The sequence below is a fragment of the Pontibacter chinhatensis genome (assembly GCF_900113285.1).
Taxonomy (GTDB): domain Bacteria; phylum Bacteroidota; class Bacteroidia; order Cytophagales; family Hymenobacteraceae; genus Pontibacter; species Pontibacter chinhatensis.
On record NZ_FOOT01000001.1, the window covers coordinates 325,297 to 346,653 of the forward strand.

19 protein-coding genes are annotated in these 21,357 nt (G+C 53.4%); 15 read left to right on the forward strand and 4 right to left on the reverse strand.

What is annotated here, in order from left to right:
* Positions 1-2: 2 nt before the first annotated feature.
* A complete protein-coding gene (locus BM040_RS01385) occupies positions 3-1,259 on the reverse strand; it encodes an aspartyl protease family protein (RefSeq protein WP_092098274.1) in 1,257 nt (418 codons plus the stop codon).
* A gap of 420 nt (positions 1,260-1,679) precedes the next feature.
* Between BM040_RS01385 and BM040_RS01390 the strand changes: the two genes are divergently transcribed.
* Genes BM040_RS01390 through BM040_RS01400 form a run of 3 tightly spaced genes read left to right on the forward strand, consistent with a single transcriptional unit; the run spans position 1,680 to position 4,883 of the window.
* Positions 1,680-3,419, forward strand: coding sequence for a sodium:solute symporter family protein (locus BM040_RS01390; RefSeq protein ID WP_092098276.1), 1,740 nt, complete (start codon positions 1,680-1,682; stop codon positions 3,417-3,419).
* Complete coding sequence (locus BM040_RS01395; protein ID WP_092098278.1) at positions 3,359-3,811, forward strand: GNAT family N-acetyltransferase; 453 nt, start codon at positions 3,359-3,361, stop codon at positions 3,809-3,811. The genes BM040_RS01390 and BM040_RS01395 overlap by 61 nt, the downstream gene beginning before the upstream one ends.
* Before the next feature lies 1 nt (position 3,812).
* Positions 3,813-4,883, forward strand: coding sequence for an alanine racemase (locus BM040_RS01400; RefSeq protein WP_092098279.1), 1,071 nt, complete (start codon positions 3,813-3,815; stop codon positions 4,881-4,883).
* A gap of 141 nt (positions 4,884-5,024) precedes the next feature.
* On the opposite strand, the gene BM040_RS01405 is transcribed toward BM040_RS01400, so the two are convergent.
* Positions 5,025-5,948 carry a universal stress protein gene (locus BM040_RS01405; RefSeq protein WP_092098281.1) on the reverse strand — a complete coding sequence of 308 codons (924 nt, stop codon included), beginning with the start codon at positions 5,946-5,948 and terminating at the stop codon, positions 5,025-5,027.
* Positions 5,949-6,093: 145 nt separating this feature from the next.
* Between BM040_RS01405 and mbhE the strand changes: the two genes are divergently transcribed.
* The 7 genes from mbhE to mnhG all read left to right on the forward strand — a co-directional run bounded on the left by mbhE (position 6,094) and on the right by mnhG (position 12,144).
* Positions 6,094-8,400, forward strand: a complete 2,307-nt coding sequence (mbhE, locus tag BM040_RS01410; protein WP_092098283.1) for a hydrogen gas-evolving membrane-bound hydrogenase subunit E — start codon at positions 6,094-6,096, stop codon at positions 8,398-8,400.
* Complete coding sequence (locus tag BM040_RS01415) at positions 8,397-8,939, forward strand: MnhB domain-containing protein (protein ID WP_092098285.1); 543 nt, start codon at positions 8,397-8,399, stop codon at positions 8,937-8,939. Before mbhE ends, BM040_RS01415 begins: the two co-directional genes overlap by 4 nt.
* 4 nt (positions 8,940-8,943) lie before the next feature.
* On the forward strand, positions 8,944-9,297 hold the full coding sequence (locus tag BM040_RS01420; protein WP_092098287.1) for a Na+/H+ antiporter subunit C: 354 nt from the start codon (positions 8,944-8,946) through the stop codon (positions 9,295-9,297).
* A gap of 82 nt (positions 9,298-9,379) precedes the next feature.
* Positions 9,380-10,906 carry a proton-conducting transporter transmembrane domain-containing protein gene (locus BM040_RS01425; protein ID WP_092098289.1) on the forward strand — a complete coding sequence of 509 codons (1,527 nt, stop codon included), beginning with the start codon at positions 9,380-9,382 and terminating at the stop codon, positions 10,904-10,906.
* Between the two features lie 9 nt (positions 10,907-10,915).
* Positions 10,916-11,416 (forward strand): Na+/H+ antiporter subunit E, encoded by a 501-nt coding sequence (locus BM040_RS01430; protein WP_092098290.1) that lies wholly within the window; start codon positions 10,916-10,918, stop codon positions 11,414-11,416.
* On the forward strand, positions 11,413-11,682 hold the full coding sequence (locus tag BM040_RS01435; RefSeq protein ID WP_092098292.1) for an MrpF/PhaF family protein: 270 nt from the start codon (positions 11,413-11,415) through the stop codon (positions 11,680-11,682). The genes BM040_RS01430 and BM040_RS01435 overlap by 4 nt, the downstream gene beginning before the upstream one ends.
* Before the next feature lie 3 nt (positions 11,683-11,685).
* Positions 11,686-12,144 (forward strand): monovalent cation/H(+) antiporter subunit G, encoded by a 459-nt coding sequence (mnhG, locus tag BM040_RS01440; protein WP_092098294.1) that lies wholly within the window; start codon positions 11,686-11,688, stop codon positions 12,142-12,144.
* On the opposite strand, the gene BM040_RS01445 is transcribed toward mnhG, so the two are convergent.
* Positions 12,095-12,931 (reverse strand): metallophosphoesterase, encoded by an 837-nt coding sequence (locus BM040_RS01445; protein WP_092098296.1) that lies wholly within the window; start codon positions 12,929-12,931, stop codon positions 12,095-12,097. The genes mnhG and BM040_RS01445 overlap by 50 nt on opposite strands.
* Positions 12,932-13,123: 192 nt before the next feature.
* Between BM040_RS01445 and BM040_RS01450 the strand changes: the two genes are divergently transcribed.
* The gene (locus BM040_RS01450; RefSeq protein ID WP_092098298.1) at positions 13,124-14,908 is read left to right on the forward strand and encodes a chloride channel protein; all 1,785 of its coding nucleotides are present in this window, start codon (positions 13,124-13,126) and stop codon (positions 14,906-14,908) included.
* Positions 14,909-15,066: 158 nt separating this feature from the next.
* On the opposite strand, the gene BM040_RS01455 is transcribed toward BM040_RS01450, so the two are convergent.
* On the reverse strand, positions 15,067-16,116 hold the full coding sequence (locus BM040_RS01455; RefSeq protein WP_092098300.1) for an o-succinylbenzoate synthase: 1,050 nt from the start codon (positions 16,114-16,116) through the stop codon (positions 15,067-15,069).
* Positions 16,117-16,260: 144 nt separating this feature from the next.
* Here BM040_RS01455 and egtB point away from each other — a divergent pair, with 144 nt between their 5' ends.
* From egtB to BM040_RS01475, 4 genes are all read left to right on the forward strand, one after another.
* The gene (gene egtB / locus BM040_RS01460; RefSeq protein WP_092098302.1) at positions 16,261-17,535 is read left to right on the forward strand and encodes an ergothioneine biosynthesis protein EgtB; all 1,275 of its coding nucleotides are present in this window, start codon (positions 16,261-16,263) and stop codon (positions 17,533-17,535) included.
* A 2-nt stretch (positions 17,536-17,537) separates the two neighbouring features.
* Positions 17,538-18,545 (forward strand): L-histidine N(alpha)-methyltransferase, encoded by a 1,008-nt coding sequence (gene egtD, locus BM040_RS01465; protein WP_092098304.1) that lies wholly within the window; start codon positions 17,538-17,540, stop codon positions 18,543-18,545.
* A 58-nt stretch (positions 18,546-18,603) separates the two neighbouring features.
* Positions 18,604-19,716: a pyridoxal phosphate-dependent aminotransferase gene (locus BM040_RS01470; RefSeq protein ID WP_092098306.1), complete on the forward strand. Its 1,113-nt coding sequence runs from the start codon at positions 18,604-18,606 to the stop codon at positions 19,714-19,716.
* A 238-nt stretch (positions 19,717-19,954) separates the two neighbouring features.
* The gene (locus BM040_RS01475) at positions 19,955-21,298 is read left to right on the forward strand and encodes an MATE family efflux transporter (RefSeq protein ID WP_092098308.1); all 1,344 of its coding nucleotides are present in this window, start codon (positions 19,955-19,957) and stop codon (positions 21,296-21,298) included.
* The last annotated feature ends 59 nt before the right edge of the window (positions 21,299-21,357 follow it).

Below are 21,357 nucleotides of genomic sequence, written 5' to 3' on the forward strand. Positions count from 1 at the left end.
GCCTAAATTTTGCTCTGCAGCACCACATTTACATCGATTATCTCTTTGGCGCGCTTCAGGCGGAGCCGCAATTTACTTCCTGGCCTGCTATCGAGCATGTTCAGGAGCTCCTGCAACTGCAGCTCGGTGCAGTTTCTGCCATTGATGTAAAGCAATTGGTCGCCGGGTTGCATGCCTACCAACTTGGCCGGTGAGTCGTCGACCACGTTGGAGATAGTATAGAAATTGATGCCGGGCAGTGGCGTGCTCACTTCAAAGCCTGCCATGTTGTAGTTGAAAGGCTCCTTAAACTTCCGGTTCGGGATAAGAGTCAGCTTCTGGTGCGGATAGTCGAAGATAACTGTGAAGCGCTTAAGAATCTCAGATCCCAGGTTTCCGTTGCGGCCCGCGATGTTCAGGGCATGCTTTACGGCCTGCTCGTCTGGGTAGTTAGCGGTGAGGTTTTCAATGTTATACTTGCCCAGCCTGAAACCGGGCAATCTTCCTATTTTACCATTTATGTCGCCGCCCAGGCCCCTGCCCAGGTAGGCCTCCATAACCTTCGGCGGCAAGGACAGGCGCTCATTCGTAGGCAGATACAGCGAGAGGCTGTGGCTGGCGCCAGTGTCCACTATCAGCTTTACATCAAGCGAGTCGCCGTTGTGCTGGCGGACAGAGCCGTACAGGTAAGGTTTTGAGTCTTCAATGTGCAGTGCGTACTCTTCTGCCTTACGCTTCTTTCGGACCTTATAATCAGGTTTATACAGTGTTATGGTTTGCGTGCTATAGTTTATCTTCACTATAAAATTCTTGAAGATATCGTAGCCGATGATGCCGTGCACCGGCATGCCCATTCTCATTGATAGGTCGAAAACTTCTTCCAACAGTACGTATACTGTCAGGTTTTCGCCCGCCACGCCGGGCATGGAGATGGTATTGCCCACACTGTGCAGAGCCTCGATAGTATACCCCTCTCCCAGACCCCGTATCTTTATCCGGCTGGTTTGCTGCAAATCAAGCGAATCATCAAAGTGCAAATGCGTGATCAGCACGTTCTGCACCCCCGAGTCAAGTATAAAGTTCAAGCTCTGCGAGTTGTTTACCCGGACCGGCAGCACAATCAGGTTATGGACTAGCTTGAAAGGGAGGATAATTTTATTGCGCCCTGAAGTCAGGTAAACCGTATCGGATGGCTGCGGCAGCTGCGCCCATACCTGTAAAGTGCTTAAGAGCATAAGCAGGAAAGCACAGGTAATGGCTCTATAACCGGCTACTCTCATAACTATAAACTTGACAGGTAAAACAGGAAACTAGCGCACCTTGTAGTTATACGTTCACCCTGCCTTCCCGGATTGCGTTACTCCTTGAAATATAAGGTGTTGCAACAATAACTACCAGCAACAGAGCATCCCTCATTAAAAAGCTATTCTACACCTTATAAGGACGTCCTAAAGGGATGTTTTCGACATGGCGCTAAATTGAACTGAGCAAATAAAGTATGGCTAACGTCCTATACGGATTGGAGGAAGGCCTTATCTCTTATTTGCGTGGCATTTGCACAAAATCCATGGTGGAATAATATACATTTTACGCTATCAAGGCCGTTTTATGCGTTTTTACGTGATTTTGCCCCCAAAAAGTCTTACCTTAAAGTATAACGTTTCTGCAAACACCTCAACAAACTTAGACTTTTCTAATAGATGCACTACATCGACCTGTCTATTTTCGTGCTTTACATGTTGGCCATGCTGGGGGTCGGGTTTTATTTCCTGAAAAAGAACAAGGGTGCCGAAGATTATTATGTGGGTGGCCGCAGCATGAGCAGTAGCCACATTGGGCTATCGGTGGTAGCAACCGATGTGGGCGGAGGCTTCTCGATAGGCTTGGGTGGGCTTGGCTTCGCCATGGGGCTTTCGGGCTCCTGGATGCTGTTTACCGGCCTGCTGGGTGCCTGGCTGGCAGCGGTTTTCCTTATCCCAAAAGTAAAAAGCAACCCAGCCTTTGCGAGCTTTCTCACCTTTCCGCAGATCTTCGGGCACTACTTTAACGCGCGGGTGGCGCTGCTGGCCGGTATAATTTCGGCGATTGGATACACCGGTTTCACCAGCTCACAGATTCTGGCGGGGGCCAAGCTGGCCAGCGGCACCTTCGTCAACCTCGACCTGAACACAGCCCTGCTGATCATGGGGGTTATTGCCGTGGTGTATACCGTCATGGGCGGACTGAAAGCTGTGATATACACCGACACCATCCAGTGGGCTGTTCTGATGGGGGGACTAATTTTTATCGGCATCCCGGTCTCCTTTCTGGCTGTAGGTGGGCTAGACACGCTAAATTTTGCAAAAATCTTGAACCCTGCCTACTTGTCAGAGCAGGGTGGCAGAAGTATAGCCGCCATCCGCAGCACCTTGCCGGCAGAATTTCTGAGCCTGACAAACATTACCTGGCAGCAGGTCGTGAACTGGAGCATTACCATCATCCCGATCTGGTTTGTGGGCATGACCTTGTACCAGCGCATCTATGCCTGCCGGGATGAGAGAACGGCCAAACGCGCCTGGTTTATAGCCGGCTTCTTCGAATGGCCGCTGATGGCTTTTATGGGCGTGAGTTTGGGCATATTGGCCCGGGTGGCGGCCGAGCAGGGCATGTTCGAGGCATTGGGTGCCGGGGGCGTGGTAGATCCTGAGACAGGGCTGCCCATGCTGCTGCGAACGGTGCTGCCGGTGGGTATGATGGGCCTGATGCTATCCGCCTATTTCTCCGCCATTCTCTCCACGGCCGACAGCTGCCTGATGGCCTCTTCCGGAAATATTGTGACGGATGTTTTGAGCCATTTTTTCAGGATTGACCCTGACTCGCCTAAAACCCTGCGCCTCTCGCAGGTAGTCACGCTGCTGGTGGGCATCTTTGCCCTCTGGCTGGCTACCACCATGACCAACGTGCTCGACCTGATGCTCTACTCCTACGCCTTTATGGTGTCGGGGCTGTTTGTGCCGGTGCTGGGGGCGCTGTTCTGGAAGCGGCGCAGCAACGTGGCCGCCTTCTGGGCCATGCTGATGGGCGGTTTGGTTACTGTTATACTTCAGGTAAACATCTTAGCGGGCCCTGTGCCGGATGCTGATATCACTGCCCTGGCCCACACGTTACGCTCCTACTTTCCGGCAGAAGCAAATCAGACAGGGTTGAATTTGAGCGAACTAGAGCTGCGCAACCTGGTAGACCAGACACTTTCCGCCAACAGCATCGTACATATCTCGTGGCTAGACCTGACGTTTACCCTGCCCTTTAACCTGGATCCGAACCTATTTGGCCTCTTGGCCTCCCTGACCCTTTATATTGCGTTAACATTTTTATACCCTAACAACACGAAGCAAGAAACATGGAAGACAACAACGGCATCAGTTACCACCGCTATACCCCAGGAAATGACGCAGAACTGAACCGCGATGCGGTATTGGATTTCCTGTTTGAGCACCTGGATGAGTATGGCGACAAGCGGGAGGATATTGCCAAGTGCATGGCCTATGCCTTGGCGGAGGAAGCAGGAAAAGGCGGCGCCGTGTTTGTGGCCCTGGAAAACAGCGACGTGGTTGGCGCCCTTATCTTGAACAATACCGGCATGAGCGGCTATATACCGGAAAACATCCTGGTGTACGTGGCCGTGCACGGCAGCACGCGTGGCAAGGGCGTGGGCAAAAAACTGGTGCAGCTGGCCATAGAGCATACGCCTGGCAGCATTGCGCTGCACGTAGAGCCGCAGAACCCGGCGCGCCACCTGTACGAAAAGCTGGGCTTCACAAATAAATACCTGGAATATAGATTAACGAAATAGTATGGCAGTTTTAAAACTGTATAGAGACAAACTAAAGCACAATTACAATCACCTGGACAACGTTTTCCGGGAACACGGCATTGACTGGGGCGTGGTGACCAAACTGCTTTGCGGGCAAGAGATTTTCCTGAAGGAGATACTAGGCCTGGGCGTAAAAGAAGTACACGACTCGCGGGTAACGAATCTGAAGGTTATCAAAAGTATGGCCCCCGATGTGCAGACGGTTTACATCAAGCCGGCACCAAAGCAAAGTATACCCGATATTATCAGGTATGCAGACGTAAGCTTTCAAACGGAGCTCGACATCATCAGGCTTTTATCTGAGGAGGCGGAAAAGCAGCACAAGCTGCACAAGATCATCATCATGATTGAGATGGGGGATCTGCGCGAGGGGGTGTTGGGCGATGATCTGGTGGATTTCTATTCTAAGGTATTTGAGTTGCCCAATATCTCTGTTATCGGGTTGGGAGCTAATTTTAACTGCCTGCACGGCGTGATGCCTACCCAGGACAAGCTCATTCAGCTGAGCCTTTACAAGCAGATTATCGAGGCGAAGTTCGACCGTCAGATTCCCTGGGTGTCGGGCGGTACGTCGGTTACGATTCCCTTGCTTTTCAACCACCTGATGCCAAAGGGTATCAACCATTTCCGTATTGGAGAAGCCTTGTTTTTTGGCCTGAACCTTTTCACCAACGAGACCTTCGAGAACATGCACAACGATGTGTTTGAGCTTTATACCGAGATTATTGAACTAACAGAGAAACCGATGCTACCAAGCGGCGTGCTGGCCGAGAACCCCAGTGGCGAGAGCTTTGAAGTAGATGAAAGCCTGTATGGCAAAACCTCGCACCGGGCCATTCTGGATGTGGGCCTGCTCGATATAAACCCCAGGTTCCTCATCCCCAAGGAAGAAGATGTGAGCGTGATTGGGGCCAGCTCGGATATGCTCATCGTGGAGTTGGGCGACAACGCACAGAACTATAAAGTAGGCGATGTGCTGCGCTTTAACCTGCGCTACATGGGGGCCTTAAGCGTGCTGAACTCCCGCTATATCGGGAAGGAGGTTGTGTAAGCCGGAAAGCAGTTTTATACTTTACAGCACCTTGTTTTATACTTCCCAAAAGTGATATGCGAGGTATGTAACATAGTCCAAAACATAAACGCCCTGCCTCCTATATAGAAGCAGGGCGTTGTTTATACTTTAAAACTTAAACTATTCAGAAAGCAGGGCATCCAGGAAGCCCAAGTCCTCATCGCGCTTCTTGAAGACCAGTAGCGGAATATCGAGGTCGTAACGCAGAATTTTTTCGGTTACGCTTCCCAGCACAAACAAGGCGGCGGCCGACATACCCTTGGCCCCTATCACCAGCAGGTCGGCGCGGTGGCGTTTGGCCTCCACTACCACCAGTTCCCCGATGTCGTCGTCATCCTCCTGGCGCACCAGCGAAAGCGAGGCACGCTCACTTAATTGCGGGAAGCGCTCCATCAGCTTTTTATACTTCTCCTCGGCAAAGCCGCGCATGCGCTCATCAAACTCCTCGTAAGACATGCCCAGCGTACGGTAACCCGACGGCACCTGGTAAGCATGCAGGCATGTTACGCGGATATCCGGCTTCTGCTCGGCCACCTGTAGCACCCGCTCCAGCGCCATGGTACTGTAATCAGAAAAGTCCACGCTTACGACCACGTTGCGCAGCTTCGGCTCAATATTTTCCGGCACGAAAAGAACGCTCCTGCGACTTGTGCGCAGTACCTTTTGGGCAAGCACGGCCGTGCCACGCAGGCGGAGCTTGCGCCCCATCAACAGCAGGTCAATTTCTTTTACCTTGGCCCAATGCAGCAGCTCCTTCAGCGGAGTCCCCTCCTCCACCAACGCTTCCACAAAAGTGTCGGGCAGGTCCTGGAAGGCAGGCCCCACCTTGTTCATAATCATCTCCCGTATACCTTCATCAACCGAAAGGCCCGTTCGCTCCAGGCTCTTTACCAGTTCAGCAGGTACCTCCAGGCTCTTCTCTACATGTATGAAGTAGACATTCTGAATGTGCAGCTCACGACAGAGGAAAGCTGCATATGCCACCATTGAGTCATCCATGGCAGTGAGGTCCAGCCCCACCATCAATCGGTTGATCGTATTCATAGTAGTCTTTCTTTAGGTTAGTTCTTAGGAAAAATGATTTAAAACAGCTTAGAGGGCCATCTATCCGTAACAAAAGTACTGCGGTCAGGTAAGTAAGGTTGTTTCTTAGTCAATATGCAAATATATATATAGAAAACGTAATTATATGCTCTACAGTCTGCTTTCAGGCATCCTTCTGGCCGCCCTGGCACCGCAGTTACAGCGGGTGCTGGGGCGCTATCTGGTGGTGCCGATGGTGGCGTTACCCCTGCTGCTTTTTATATACTACTGTTTTTTTGTTCCGGAGGTGCTACAGGGGCAGGCGGTAGTACAAACTTATACCTGGGTACCGGAGCTGGGCATCAACCTGCAGTTCCGGCTCGATGGGCTGAGCCTGCTTTTCGCCCTGCTCATTTCCTTCTTTGGAATTTTGGTGATGCTCTATGCCAGCGCCTACCTGGAGGGAGATCCGCTGCTGGGCCGCTTCTACCTGTACCTGACGCTGTTTATGGTAGCCATGCTGGGCGTGGTTACCTCGGATAATATTTTCGGATTGTTTGTGTTCTGGGAGCTCACCAGCATTAGTTCCTATCTGCTTATCGGGTATAAGCAGGTTGACAAAGAAGCCAGGGTAGCCGCATGGCAGGCGCTGCTAGTTACCGGGCTGGGCGGGGTAGCACTGATGGCCGGCCTGCTGCTGCTAGCCATGGCCACGGGCAGTTATACGTTCAGCGGTATGCTGGGGCAGCAGGAGGTGGTACTGCAACATACCTTTTACCTTCCGGCCGTGCTGCTGATACTGCTCGCCTGCTTTACCAAATCAGCTCAGTTCCCCTTTCATTTCTGGCTGCCCAACGCCATGGCCGCCCCTACGCCCGTCAGCGCCTACCTGCACTCAGCCACCATGGTAAAGGCGGGGATTTTTTTGCTGGCCAGGCTAACGCCCATCCTTTCCGGCAGCGAATTCTGGCACCTCTCGCTGATGCTGGCCGGCGGCCTTACGGCCATTATCGGGGCCATACTGGCCCTGCAGCACAACGACCTGAAAGCCATACTTGCTTATACCACCATCAGTGCCCTAGGCCTGCTGGTCACCATGCTCGGCATTGGCTCCGACTATGCCCTAAAGGCCATGCTGGTGTTCCTGCTTTCCCACGCCCTCTATAAGGGGACACTTTTTCTGGTGGCGGGCACAATTGACCACAGCGCCGGCACCCGCGACCTTACTAAACTGCACTACCTGGGCAAGCAGATGAAGTATAGCGGTACCGCCGCCACGCTGGCCTCCTTATCCATGGCCGGGGTTGTCCCCTTCCTGGGCTTTGTCGGGAAGGAAATGCTCTATGAAGCGTCCCTTGAAAACTACATCATGCTGGGCATCACCCTCCTGACGGGCACCGCTTTCGCAGCCGTGGGGATTTTGATGAGCTATCGTATTTTCTGGCGTCGGGGCGAGGAAAAAACGCAGTTCGACCACCACCCTGACCTGCGTTTATACTTGCCGCCGCTGGTGCTGGCAACTGGTGGGCTGTTGCTGGGCCTGCTGGTAAGCGTGGTGCCGGCTAACCTGTTGCAAGCAGCTGTCAGGGCTGTTTCCGGAAACCCGGAGATGGAGCTGAAGCTGGCCCTCTGGCATGGTTTTACCCCGGTGCTGGGGCTGAGCCTGCTGACGCTGCTGCTGGGTTTGCTGGCTTACCTCTTCCTTCCCTCGCTGCGGAACAAGGTTACCGCCATACACCCGCTTTACCGCTTTGGGCCCAATGCCCTTTACCACAAGCTGTTTGAGCTGTTCCTGCACGGATCTACCACGTTTATACTTTGGCTGCAGAACGGGCATCTGCGCAGCTACGTGATGTACATCATGATCTTTTTCTGCGGCCTGCTCTTCTTTACCCTGTGGCGCGACACCCCGGGGCTGGATATACAGGAAAGGATTTATCAGTTGCATGAGGTAAGGCTATATGAGCTGGTGATATTCTTCCTGGTGATCTCGGCCCTGGTGTTCCTGATGGGCACCCGATCCCGGCTTACCTCCATTGTGGTGATGGGTCTGATTGGCTACTCCGGCGCCCTGTTCTACATTCTCTTTGGAGCGCCGGACGTGGCAGCCACCCAGTTCCTTATCGAAACGCTGACGGTGGTGATCTTCGTATTGCTCATGCACAAGCTGCCGGCCTTCATCTACCTCTCACACCAGTTCAGGAAGTATAAGTTTATAGCCATTGCCGTGCTCTTTGGTGGCTTGATGACCTACGTGATGCTACTGGTGCAGCAGCAGGCAGTCGACTCAGAGTTGCGGGAGTATTTTGGGAAGGCAAGCTATGTGGAGGCGCACGGACGCAACATCGTGAACGTGATACTGGTAGATTTCAGGGGCCTGGATACCCTGGGCGAGATTACGGTGCTGGCTGTGGCGGCACTGGGTATCTTCTCGCTGCTGCGCCTTAACCCTGAGAAAGGAGATAAACCATGAGAACCATTATTTTCGCTACCGCCATACGCTACCTGACGCCCTTGTTCCTTATCTTCTCCCTCTACATCCTTTTGCGAGGACACAACCACCCCGGCGGCGGGTTTATCGGGGGGCTGATTGGGTCTATCGCCTTCGTGTTTCATGTGCTGGCGCACGGTTCAGACAGGACTGTAAACGCATACTTTCGCGTGAAGCTTTACAGCAAAGGAAAACCTGATGATGACACTCCCCCTGAGCACATGTGGCGCCTGCTGAGCGCGAACACCTGGAACCGGCTCCCCAACTATCCCCAACCGGAGTGGCGCTACCACATTGTCCGCCTCAGACCCGCCTATGTCATGGCCATCGGGCTGTTTTTGGCAGCCTCCAGCGGCCTTTTGGGGTTGTTTCAGGGTATGCCTTTCATGACATCGTGGTGGATGGAGGCCGAGATACCTATTATTGGTGCGCTGGGCACTCCCTTGCTTTTTGATGCTGGCGTGTACCTGCTAGTGTTGGGAATGGTGCTGAAAATGATATTCACAATGTCTAAAGAATAAGAAAATGGAAACCCTGCTGCCGCTCATGGTCGGAACGCTGTTTGCTGTGGGCATGTACTTTATACTTCACCGCCACCTGTTTAAGGTAATACTAGGACTTATACTCTTCGGGCTGGCTACCAACCTGTTTTTATTTGTTATAGGCGGCCTGACGCGCGGCGGCAGTGCCATCATCAGCGGCGAACAACAGGTGGCCACAGAACCCTACGCCGACCCCGTTCCGCAGGCCCTGCTGCTCACGGCCATTGTAATCGGCTTTGGTATTCAGGCCTTCTCCATCGTCCTCATCCGCAGGGTATACATGACCTTTAAATCCAACAACGTGGACGATTTAAACAAGGAGAACGAACATCACTAGATTACGCCAAACATAACCTGCAGCATCCGTACCCGGTATAGCTGCGTTTACGCAACAGAAATATCACGCTGAACCTTACTATATGCCATCAGATTTACTGCTCGTTTTGCCTTTACTACTTCCACTTTACGGGGCGCTGCTCTGCCTTGCCTTCTGGCAGCGGGAACAGTGGCAGACTGTGATGGCAGGCATTTTTCAGGTGGCGTGGCTGGTGGCTGGCATGATTCTACTGCAGCGGGTGCTTGAGGCAGAGGTTATTTCCACCCAGGTCGGCAACTGGCCTGCCCCTTTTGGCATTACCCTGGCGGCGGATGTGCTCAGCGCGCTTATACTTGTAACAGCCGGTGTCATAGGGTTGGCCGTTTACCTGTTCTCGCTGCAGGGGCTGGACATTACCCGCAGGCGGTTTGGCTATTACCCGCTTTTGCTCCTGCTGCAGATGGGGGTGGCCGGCGTTTGCCTTACCGGTGATTTGTTTAACCTGTACGTTTGGTTTGAGTTGCTCCTGATCTGCTGCTTTGCGCTGCTGAGCCTGGGGGGCACCAAGGGACAGCTGGAGGGTACGCTCAAGTATGTGACCATCAATTTTCTGGCGTCGGGGCTGCTGCTAACGGGCATCGGCATTATGTATAGCCTGTACGGCTCGCTAAACCTGGCGGAGTTGGCTATGCTGGTGCGACAGCCGGAGCATCCCAACCTGCCCTTGCTCAGCATGGTCAGCGTATTCTTCCTGGCAGGCTTTGGCATCAAGGCTGCTATTTTCCCCTTGTTCTTCTGGCTGCCTGCCTCCTATCACACGCCGCCGGTTGCCATCTCGGCCTTTATTGCCGGGCTGCTCACCAAGGTCGGGATTTATACCTTGATACGCCTGTTCACGCTCCTGTTCATTTCCGACCTGGGGTTCATGCTGCCGCTGATGGTTGTGCTAGCGGCCCTTACCATGTTGATTGGGGTGATAGGGGCTGCCGCCCAAACTGATTTCAAGAAGATTCTTTCCTTCCATATTATCAGCCAGATCGGGTACATGCTGATGGGGCTGGCGATTTACACGCCCCTGGCCCTGGCGGGCAGCGTGTTCTTTATTGTGCACAACATCCTGGTAAAAACGAATCTGTTTTTGATAAGCGGCATCGTGGCGCAGCGCTACCGTACCTCCTCCCTCAAAAGGTTGGGCGGTGTGTACCTGCAGCAACCCATGCTGTCGGTGCTGTTCATTTTATCGGCGCTTAGCCTGGCCGGAACACCGCCAAGCTCGGGATTTTGGGGGAAGCTGATGCTGGCGCGGGCGGGCCTGGAGGCCGGCGAGTATGTGCTGGTGGGTGTTTCGCTTTTTGTGAGTATCATCACCCTCTTCTCCATGACTAAGATCTGGAACGAGGTTTTCTGGAAACCAAGGCCTGTGTCCGTACGAAAGGGAAGCTTGGTGACGCCGGTAAACCCGCTGCGGCTGTGGCAATTATACTTGCCCGTAACCATGTTGCTGGGGGTTATTCTTCTGATCGGGGTGTATGCCCGGCCGCTTGTCAGGATCTCGGAGCAGGCAGCCGAACGCCTCCTGCACATCGAACCGTATACAGATACGGTATTATCCAACAAGGCTGTTAAATAGACCAACTGTATGAGGTTACTTCTGATTCACGCCATTATGGCCGCTTTCTTGACCTACTTTGCCTTTCAGCATGCTATTACTGGAGGCATGCCCTATACCGCTATCAGCGCCACCCTTCTATTTGCGGCGGTAATGTTTATACTTTGGCTGAGCACATACTTCTACCGGCGCACCTACTTCCATAAACTGCCCAAGCTGCTGTATTTTATACTTTTCTTCATCAAGGAGCTTCTTGTCGCTAACCTTAAAATCGCTTACGACATCATTACCCCGCACTTCCGGATACAGCCTACGGTAATGGCCTATCCCTTAACCGCTAAGACGGACCTGGAAATCTCGTTGCTTGCCAACCTGCTTGGCCTAACCCCCGGTACCTTAAGTATCGACGTGAGTGAAGATCGCTCCACCCTTTTCGTGCACACGCTGTACCTCAAGCATGGGGATGTGCAACACCTGAAGCAGCACATAAAAAACGGATACGAACGACGCATTTTGGAACTGACCGCATGAGTATATTTCAGATAACTTTAATTGTGGGGATTGTGATGCAGAGCGTGTGCCTGCTGCTCACCGCCATCCGCTTTGCCATAGGCCCTACCCTGCCTGACCGCGTCACAGCCTTCGATTTGTTTGTGGCCAACGTTATCGGCATCATCGTCATCTTCACAGAGCTTACCAACAATGAGGACTTTATAGATGTAGCCATGATCCTGTCGCTGTTCGGGTTTTTGGGCTCCATCTCCTTTGCCTATTACATCATGAGGATAACCAAGTAGCTTATGGAAACAAGTATAGATTGGGAACTGGTACGGGAAATTATAAGCTGTGTATTTATACTGGCGGGGGCCTGCTTTATGCTGATTGCCTCTATTGGACTGCTTCGCTTTCCGGATTTTTACATCCGCATGTCGGCCATCACCAAGGGCTCTACGCTAGGCTTAGGTCTTATCCTGATGGGCATGGCCATATACTTTAACCAGCCTGGCGTATTGCTGAAGGTGCTGGCCATTATTACCTTCACCTATGTTACAGCACCTGTGGCAGCCCATGTTATCGGACGCACGGCGGTGCAGAACGGTATTGCTTTTTGGGGGAAGACAAACCTGGAGGAGTTTAAAGGATACCTGATGAAGCACAGGCTGGAGCGGCACACCAACCAAGACAGGTATACGGAGGAAGTGCCCCCCGCTATGATGGAGAAGGATGGTGGTGCTGGTGATGCTGCTGGTAAAGTATAAACGGCCTCACCGACTCGGCATAGGTGTGGTGCGACTCCACAGAGGTGATTATGTGGTCAGGATACGTTAGGGCTGTTAGCCGGCCGCCAAATACGCAGCCCGTGTCTATGTTAATGGTATTGTTGCGCCAGCGCGGCTCTTGTACCGGCGTGTGGCCATATACTACGATGGCCTTCCCGCAGTATTCAGCAGCCCAGTCGAGGCGAATTGGCAGGCCCTTCTCGTCCAGCTCGCCGGTTGTTGGCCCGTAGAGGCACAGTTCGCGCACTCCCTTGGAATTACGGCCGTGCAGCCTTTCCTCCAAGCCGGCGTGAGCCACCACCAGCCGCGCCTCGTCCAGGATAACGTGGTGCGGCAGCTTGCTCAGAAAAACCTTTACACGCTCCCGGAATGCGTCGTCGTAGCGTTCCATCTGGGCTTTGGTAAGCTCCAGCCCGTGCCGCACCTGCACGTTGCGCCCCAGCAGCAAGCGCAGCAGCTTGTCGTCGTGGTTGCCCGACACACAGTAGGCAATCCCCTGCTCCACCATGTCCATCACCAGGCGCAGCACCTCCGGCGAGTTAGGGCCGCGGTCCACCAGGTCGCCTACAAATACAGCCTTGGCACCTGCAGGCGGCACCACCTCATACTTTGCCTCGCTTTTGTTAAATTGCACGTTGTAGCCAAGCAGCCGCAGCAGTTCCTGTAGCTCGTCGAAACAGCCGTGCACATCCCCGATTACATGGAATGGCCCGTGCTCCTGTGGAAGCTCCAGATTATAAAAAGGATGATCTACCCGTTTTCCCATACATTACTTTTTCGTTCCCTATCAATTGTCTGCACCTATATTAACAGCTAAAGCCTGCTCCGGGTTAGGCTGCTACGCAACATTTTTCAAAAAGTAGGCGATAAAAAGAGTGCAAAAAATAATTGTGCTCATTTCCAGCTCTATCTACTTTTGTAAATTAAACTGTCACCAACATCTGGCTCCTCCCTACTAATGCCAACACCTTACAGAAAAACCAAGATACCACTCCTGTGGCTGCGCCGCCGTACTTCCGACCGGGAATTCATGCTTATCTCGAGCGTGTTGGTGGGCCTTACGGCTGGTTTGGCGGCAGTTATCCTCAAATCGCTGGTGCACTACATTCAGGTGATGCTGGCCTACGGCAACCGCCTGCTCAGCCAGCCCTACTGGCTGGTGGTGTTTCCGATGGTGGGCATACTGCTTACGGTCTTAATTGTCCGGTATTTCTTCAAGGGGAGCATCGGCCGGGGCACGGCGAATGTGCTGTTTACCATCTCTCAGAAATCGAGCATGCTGGAGCGGCACAAAATGTACTCGCATGTGCTCACCAGCGCCATCACGGCGGGTTTTGGGGGCTCGGCCGGTCTGGAGTCGCCGATTGTTGTCACAGGCTCTGCCATCGGCTCCAACTATGGCCGCGACTATCACCTCAACTACCGCGATCGCACCCTGATGCTCGCCTCCGGTGCCGCTGCGGGTATTGCCGCCGTATTTAACGCGCCCATTGCCGGGGTGCTGTTCGCCATCGAGGTCCTGCTGACTGATATCAGCATCTCTGCCTTTATCCCGCTTATTATCTCTGCTGTGGTGGGAGCGCTCTGCTCGAAGATTATTCTGGAGGAGGATATCCTGTTCAACATTAGCAAAACCGAGTTTTTTGCAGCGGAGCACGTGCCTTTTTATGTATTGCTGGGCATACTTTGCGGCATGGTGTCGGTGTACTATACCCGAATGGCCCTACGCGTCGAGGACCTGTTTGAAGAGTATAAAACCTCCTTTTTGAAGCGCGCCCTGATAGGCGGTGCGCTGCTGGGCCTGCTCATCATGCTTTTTCCGCCATTTTTCGGGGAAGGATATGATGCCATCAGGGTGCTGGAGCGTGGGGAGGCGGAGCAACTGCTGCAGGAAAGCTGGCTAGCGTTTTTCGGCACGAACGAGTGGCTTATACTTTGCTTTGTGGGGGCGCTGGCGCTGGTAAAGGTAGTAGCGACAACCATTACCATTGCTTCCGGTGGTAATGGGGGAAATTTTGCACCCTCCATGTTTGTGGGGGCCAGCACCGGTTTTTTCTTTTCACGCCTTCTCAACATGCTCAACCTGGGAAACCTGCCTACCGGCAGCTTCGCGATGGTGGGCATGGCCGGTATCCTGAGTGGGGTGATGCATGCGCCGCTCACAGCAGTTTTCCTCATAGCAGAGATTACCGGCGGCTACACGCTGATGATACCCTTGATGCTAGTAGCGGCTACTTCGTTTGCGCTGGTAAAGTACTTTGAGCCCTACTCTCTTGATACGAAAAAGCTGGCCCAAAAAGGCCACCTGCTCACCCACAACAAGGACAAAACCATCCTGCGCATCATGAAAATCCGGCACCTGATCGAGACAGAGTTTCAGCCGGTATCGCCGGAGGCCACACTGGGAGAGTTTGTGGATGTGATTGCCCATTCGCGCCGCAACCTGTTTCCGGTGGTAACGGCAGAAGGTAAGCTGGACGGCGTTATACTTTTGGAGAACGTGCGCGAGATCATGTTCAAGACCGAAAAGTATGACAAGGTGAAAGTGAAGGAGCTGATGATAAAGCCCCCTGCCATTGTGCAGTACGACGACAGCATGGCCGATGTTATGAAGAAGTTCGACGAGTCGGGTGCCTGGAACCTGCCTGTACTGGAGGGCGATCTATACTTGGGCTTTGTCTCTAAGTCTAGCATCTTTACCAAGTACCGCAAGCTGCTTATCAAGACAACGAACGTGAGCTGATATTGAAGTAAATGAGTGAGTTCTGAATGAGTGGATGAGTGAATGATGGATAAATAGTCTAATTTATACTTAGGGCTGTTTCTTAAACTCCCTACAGTCAGCATCTTTAACGGGATAGCTAAAGTATAAAACATTCACTCATCCACTCATTCTCTCATTCAACATGCCCGCCACAGCTCCCCATGGCGGATCTGCAGCGGCGAGGGGATGTTGTTGTGGTAAAGCTGCCCTGTGCCGAGGCCCTGTGGCAAGGTAATGTCATACTGTGCCGTAAACTGCGCAATGGCATTCAGGCCGATATTCGATTCCAGCGCTGAAGTCATCCACCAGCCTATCTGGCGTGCCTCCGCCATGCTTATCCATTCTGAACTAGCTGACAGCCCGCCGACCAATGTTGGTTTCAGGATGATGTACTGCGGTTTTATACTTTCCAGCAGCTCGTCCTTTGCCTCTGGTTCCTGCACACCGATCAGCTCCTCATCCAAAGCGATGGGCACGGGCGTATAGGCGCACAGCTGCGCCATTTCCTGCCCCTGCCCCTGCCGGATGGGCTGCTCGATGGAGTGCAGCTCATACTTTGCCAGGCGCTCCAGTTTTTTGTAAGCCTCCTGTGGCGTGAAAGCCCCGTTGGCGTCCACCCGCACCGTCAGCTGATCGGCACCGGCCACCTCGCGTATACGTTGCAGGATCTCCAACTCAGTTTTAAAGTCCAGGCTGCCGATCTTGAGCTTCAGGCATGTATAGCCGTCATTGAGTTTCTGCTCAATCTGCTGCTGCATAAACGCCCGGTCGCCCATCCACACCAGCCCATTTATCGGAATGCCCTTTTCGCCACGGCTAAAGGCATTGTCATAGATCAGCCCGCTGCCGCCGTTCTCCAGGTCCAGCAAAGCCGTTTCCAGGGCAAAGCGCAGCGAGGACCACTCCTGCAACCCTAGCTCCTGCGGCAGCTCCGCGTCTGTACTAAGCTCCACTTGCCGGTTGTTGACCAGCTCTACCACCTGCCGTATTTTATGCTCCAGATCCGGGCGGTAGTCTATGCTCAGGCCTGCCAGCGGAGCGCACTCTCCGCGCCCGTATACTTCAGGAGTGGCTGTGTCCCACACGTTTACAAAGTATACTTTATGCTCGGAGATGGCGCCGCGGCTGGTGCGGGCATCAAACTTAAACTGCAGCGTATGTGGGGTATAGCTTAGCTGGAGGCTCATAAATATGGAACTGTTTTTATGCAAGATAAACCATTCTTACGGGAATTGCCGTAGAAGTAGCGCCCATGTGATGGCGGAAAAAGCGCCATTTTACGTACACAGCCTTAGAAAGCCATACTTACCTCAGCCCTAACCCTATTATAAATGAGCATTCAAACCACCTCCGCCGCGCCAGCCTTACTGGAGCGCTTTAACCAGATCCGGAAACGCACCGAGATTATCTGCAACCCCCTGGAGCCCGAGGATACGGTGGTACAGCCCATTGTGGATGTGAGCCCGCCCAAGTGGCACATGGCGCATACCAGCTGGTTTTTCGAGGCACTTATCCTGAAGCCATACTTGCCCGGATACGAGGTTTTTCACCCGCAATACGCCTACCTGTTCAACTCTTACTACAACAGCTTGGGTAGCCGCGTGTTGCGTCACCAGCGCAGCACCCTCACGCGCCCGCCGCTGCGCGATGTGCTGGCCTACCGCAAGTATGTGGACGAGCATGTAAACAGGCTATTGCAGGAGCTCCCGGCAAAGGACCTGGAACAGTTCCGACCCGTGCTGGAATTAGGGCTGCAGCACGAGCAGCAGCACCAGGAGCTGCTTATCACCGACATCAAGTATATAATGGGCACTAACCCCATGCTTCCGGCTTACCAGCCGCAGGCAGCACGCAAGAAGCAAAGTATCGCCACTCCTGCCCGATTCATGGAGGTGCCGGGTGGGAAGTATAACATCGGTTACCAGGGTTCTGGTTTTTGCTTTGACAATGAGTTGGGGGTGCACGAAGTGCAGCTGGAGGATTTTGAGATCATGAACCGGCTGGTGACCAACGGTGAATACCTGGAGTTTATGCAGGATGGCGGCTACGGCGATTTCAGGCACTGGCTGGACGAGGGCTTCACCCTGGTAAAGGAACAGCACCTGGAGGCACCGCTGTACTGGGTGAAGCAGGACGAGGAATGGCATCGCTTTACCCTGCACGGCCTGGAGAAAGTAGACCTGAACGAGCCGGTCTGCCACCTGAGTTTTTATGAGGCGGATGCCTTTGCCAACTGGTCGGGCAGGCGCCTGCTTACCGAGTATGAATGGGAGGCGGCCAGCCAGGCATACCCGCCACAGCAAGGCAACTTTGTGGAGAGCGGCTTGCTGGAGCCTGCCGCCGCAGACCCGGCCAAAGAGGGTGTGCAGCAACTTTTCGGCGATTTGTGGGAATGGACCTACAGTGCCTACCACCCCTATCCTGGCTTCTCAAAAGCTCCCGGCCCAATCGGGGAGTATAACGGCAAATTCATGATCAACCAGATGGTGCTCCGTGGTGGCTCCTGTGCCACTCCTGAAAGCCATATCCGTACCACTTACCGTAATTTCTTTCACCCTGACAAGCGCTGGCAGTACACCGGTATCCGGCTAGCCACTAAAAAATAAGTATGCAGATAAACACCCCCACAGTACCCATGATCGACTTAAGCCGCGCCCAGGAAAGCTCCTCCCATACCAGCACCTTTGCCCGGGACGTGGCTGAAGGACTCAGTACAAAGTATAAAACGCTCCCCTCCCGCTACTTCTACGACGGCACCGGCAGCCGGCTTTTTCAGCAGATTATGGACTTGACTGAGTATTACCTGACCCGTAGCGAGCTGGAGGTACTCACGCAGAACAAGGAAAGTATGGCCACCCAGTTTTCCCAAGGCGGCTCCTTCCACCTGATTGATCTGGGTGCCGGGGATGCGCTAAAGACAAAACTGTTGTTGCAGGAGCTAACGACACAGCAGCGCAGCTTTGATTATGTGCCGGTGGATATCTCGAAGGATGCCATGCTGGAGCTGTCGGAAAGCCTGCAGCAGGAACTGCCCCAACTGAAGGTAGAAGCCGTGGTAGGCGAGTATTTTCAGGCGCTTGAATGGCTGCAGGAGAACAAGGATGGGCGCAAAGTCGTGCTGTTCCTGGGCTCCAACATCGGTAATTTTGAGGCAGCAGAAAGTATAACGTTCCTCCAAAGTATTCGCAGCTACCTGCATGCAGGCGACCAGCTGCTGATGGGCGTGGACCTGCGCAAGGACCCGGGAATTATACTTAATGCCTATAACGACGAGGCCGGTATCACGGCAGCCTTTAACCTCAATTTGCTGCACCGCATCAACCGGGAGCTGGGCGCAGATTTTAACGTGGACCAGTTTTGCCATCATGCCATTTATAACCCCCAGGAAGGCGTGATGCGCAGCTTTCTGGTAAGCAAACAGGCGCAGGATGTGCATATTTCCGAGGCGGGCTTAACGGTTCATTTTGATGCCTGGGAAGCCATTCATACCGAAAACTCCTACAAGTACAGCATCCCGCAGGTAGAGGGGCTGGGCCGGCAATGCGGCTTTGCCGTGGACACCGTTTTCTATGACAAGCAGAAAGGCTTTGCTGACGTGCTGTTCAGCGTAGCATAGAAATTAATACTTTTAAAGGCGCCAAGTTCTACAACTCCTAAACTCCCAAACTGAAACCATGGAGGTTATCTCGCTTGCCGAAGGAAGCAGTTACTTCAGAAGCCCGGAGTCGGCTACCGCTGCTGCCATCGCTGCGCTGCAAAACGACAAGACAAAGTATGGCCCCACCGAAGGCACACTTCCGTTGCGGCGTGCCATCATCCAAAAGTATAGAGCCGATGGGATTGAGCTACAGCCCGAGCAGGTTCTCATAACACCCGGTGCCAAGCAGGCGCTTTACAACCTGTTTACTACGCTGCTTAAGGAAGACGATGAAGTAGTGGTGCCTACCCCAGCCTGGTTTGGCTTTCATGAGTTGCTGAAGTATAGCCCGGCTAAAGGCATCGCACTACCCACTAGCCTCTCGGACGGGTATAAACTGACACCTGAAATGCTACGCGGCACCCTCACCAGCCGCACCCGTATCCTGCTGCTCACTAACCCAGGCAACCCCACAGGCCGTATCTATACGGAAGAGGAGCTTGAAGCGCTTCTGGAGGTAGTAAACGATTTCCCGAACCTATACCTTATTTCCGATGAAATATATGACCTTGTTACTTACGGCAGGCCTTTTACTTCTATCCTTTCCTGCCAGGGGGCGAAAGCGGCAAGAACAATCGTCGTAAACGGTTTCTCCAAATCCTTTGCCATGTCGGGCTGGCGGCTCGGGTTTATACTTGGCCCTGCAGATTTGGTAAGGCGCTGCACGGAATTTCAGCGAGCTACTTTGTCGGGGGTGAGCCTGTTTGCGCAGGACGCCGCCGAGGCCGTACTAATGGCGCGCGAGCAGGAACTGCCACCCATGCAACAGGTATTGGCAAAGAACCGGGAGTTCATGCAGAAAGGGCTGGAAGTCATCCCGCACGTGCCTTACTACCTGCCCGACGGGGCTTATTACTTTTTCCCGGACCTGAGCCACTACCTTAACCGGACAAGCATTACTGGTGAGCAACTGAAGACCACCGCCGATCTATGCCGCTACCTGCGCAACTGTTATAACCTCGAGCTTGCTCCTGGCGATTCTTTCGGTGCACCGGGCCACGTGCGCATGTCGTTTGCCGTAGAAACCCACCGCCTGCAGGACGCCATGCAGCGCCTGCGACAGGGGCTTATACTTTTAACCGAGGACTGAGAATAGTGGATATGCATTCTCTTATTTTCATACTTCCTCCTGCCTAGTCAACTATAAAATCGCATAAAGCCAAGTAAGGCTGCTGACTTACTACTTATCAGGCACGCGATAAAGCATTTAGCTATGCTGGTTACAGTTATACTTTTGCCTATACTTCACTTTCATCAGTGCCATCAGAAATAACCTGCGTTTTACAGTTATTTCAGCTAATTTTGCGGCCTTATTACCTTTTCGCCGCATGAACCTCTCCGAATACAAGGACCATTTCTCCCGGAATTTCACACTTGCCTACCCAGTGGTGCTCAGCCAGCTAGGGCATATTTTGGTTAGTGTGTTTGATAGCCTGATGGTAGGGCAGACGGGTACCACGCCCCTGGCCGCTGCCTCCCTGGGAAACAGTATCTTCACGATTACGATGGTGTTCGGGCTGGGCGTGTCCTACAGCATCACGCCCCTGATTGCGGCTGCCGATGGACGCCGCAATTATACCCGCATTTCGCTCCTGCTGCTCAACGGGCTTGTTTCAAATGTGCTGCTGGGCATTTTGCTTTTCATCGCTGGCTACTTTCTTTCGCCTTACATCACCATCCTGAACCAACCCACCGACGTGGTAGAGCTGGCCATTCCCTATATCAATGTCCTGTTCTTGTCGATGGTGCCGCTGATGATTTTTCAGGCATTCCGGCAGTTTGCTGAGGGGCTCTCGTTTACAAAGCAGGCCATGTACATTTCCATACTTGCCAATGCCCTTAATGTGCTGCTCAACTACATTCTCATCTTTGGCAAGCTGGGTTTTGAGCCGATGGGGCTGCTGGGTGCCGGCTGGGCTACGCTTATTTCCCGGGTGGTGATGGCCCTGGCTATGGCTGCCTGGGTGTTGTACGCCAAGCGTTTCGAGATTTTCCGGCGCTTTCTGCGCCTCCGGCACCTTTCCTTCGTGCATATGTACCGCATGTTTAGGCTGGGCCTGCCCATCTCCCTGCAGATGATTTTTGAGATGGGCGCCTTCAGCTTTTCGGCGGTAATGATCGGCTGGCTGGGCGCCACTGAGCTGGCCGCGCACCAGATTGCCATTAACGTGGCTTCCGTGACTTACATGATGGCCAGTGGTATCGCCGCGGCAGCCACCATCCGTGTTAGCAACCAGAAAGGGCTTGGCAACTACAGCGCCATGCGTATCGCCGGCTTCAGCAACCTGGCTATGGGCACGCTGTTTATGCTGGGAAGCGCTCTGCTGATGGTGCTCCTGAACCGCTTTATCCCGATGTTGTATATCGATGATCCGGAGGTAATCCAGATCGCCTCCGGGCTTCTAATCATTGCGGCCCTTTTCCAGATTTCGGATGGCGTGCAGGTGGTGGGGCTTGGAGCTCTGCGCGGGCTGGAGGACGTACGAATCCCCGGGCTCATCTCGTTACTGGCTTACTGGGTGGTGGGACTACCGGTGGGATACGTGCTTTGTTTTAAGGCCGGGTTTGGGGTAAACGGGATATGGATGGGCCTTTTAATCGGGCTTTCTATCGCCGCTATCTTGCTCACTATCAGGTTTAAAGCGCTCAGCGCGCGCCTGGCACTCAGGTAAAGTACAAATTTGGGGCACTTTTTAATCCGGTGGTCTGTTGCCACAGCAGTAACAGTATC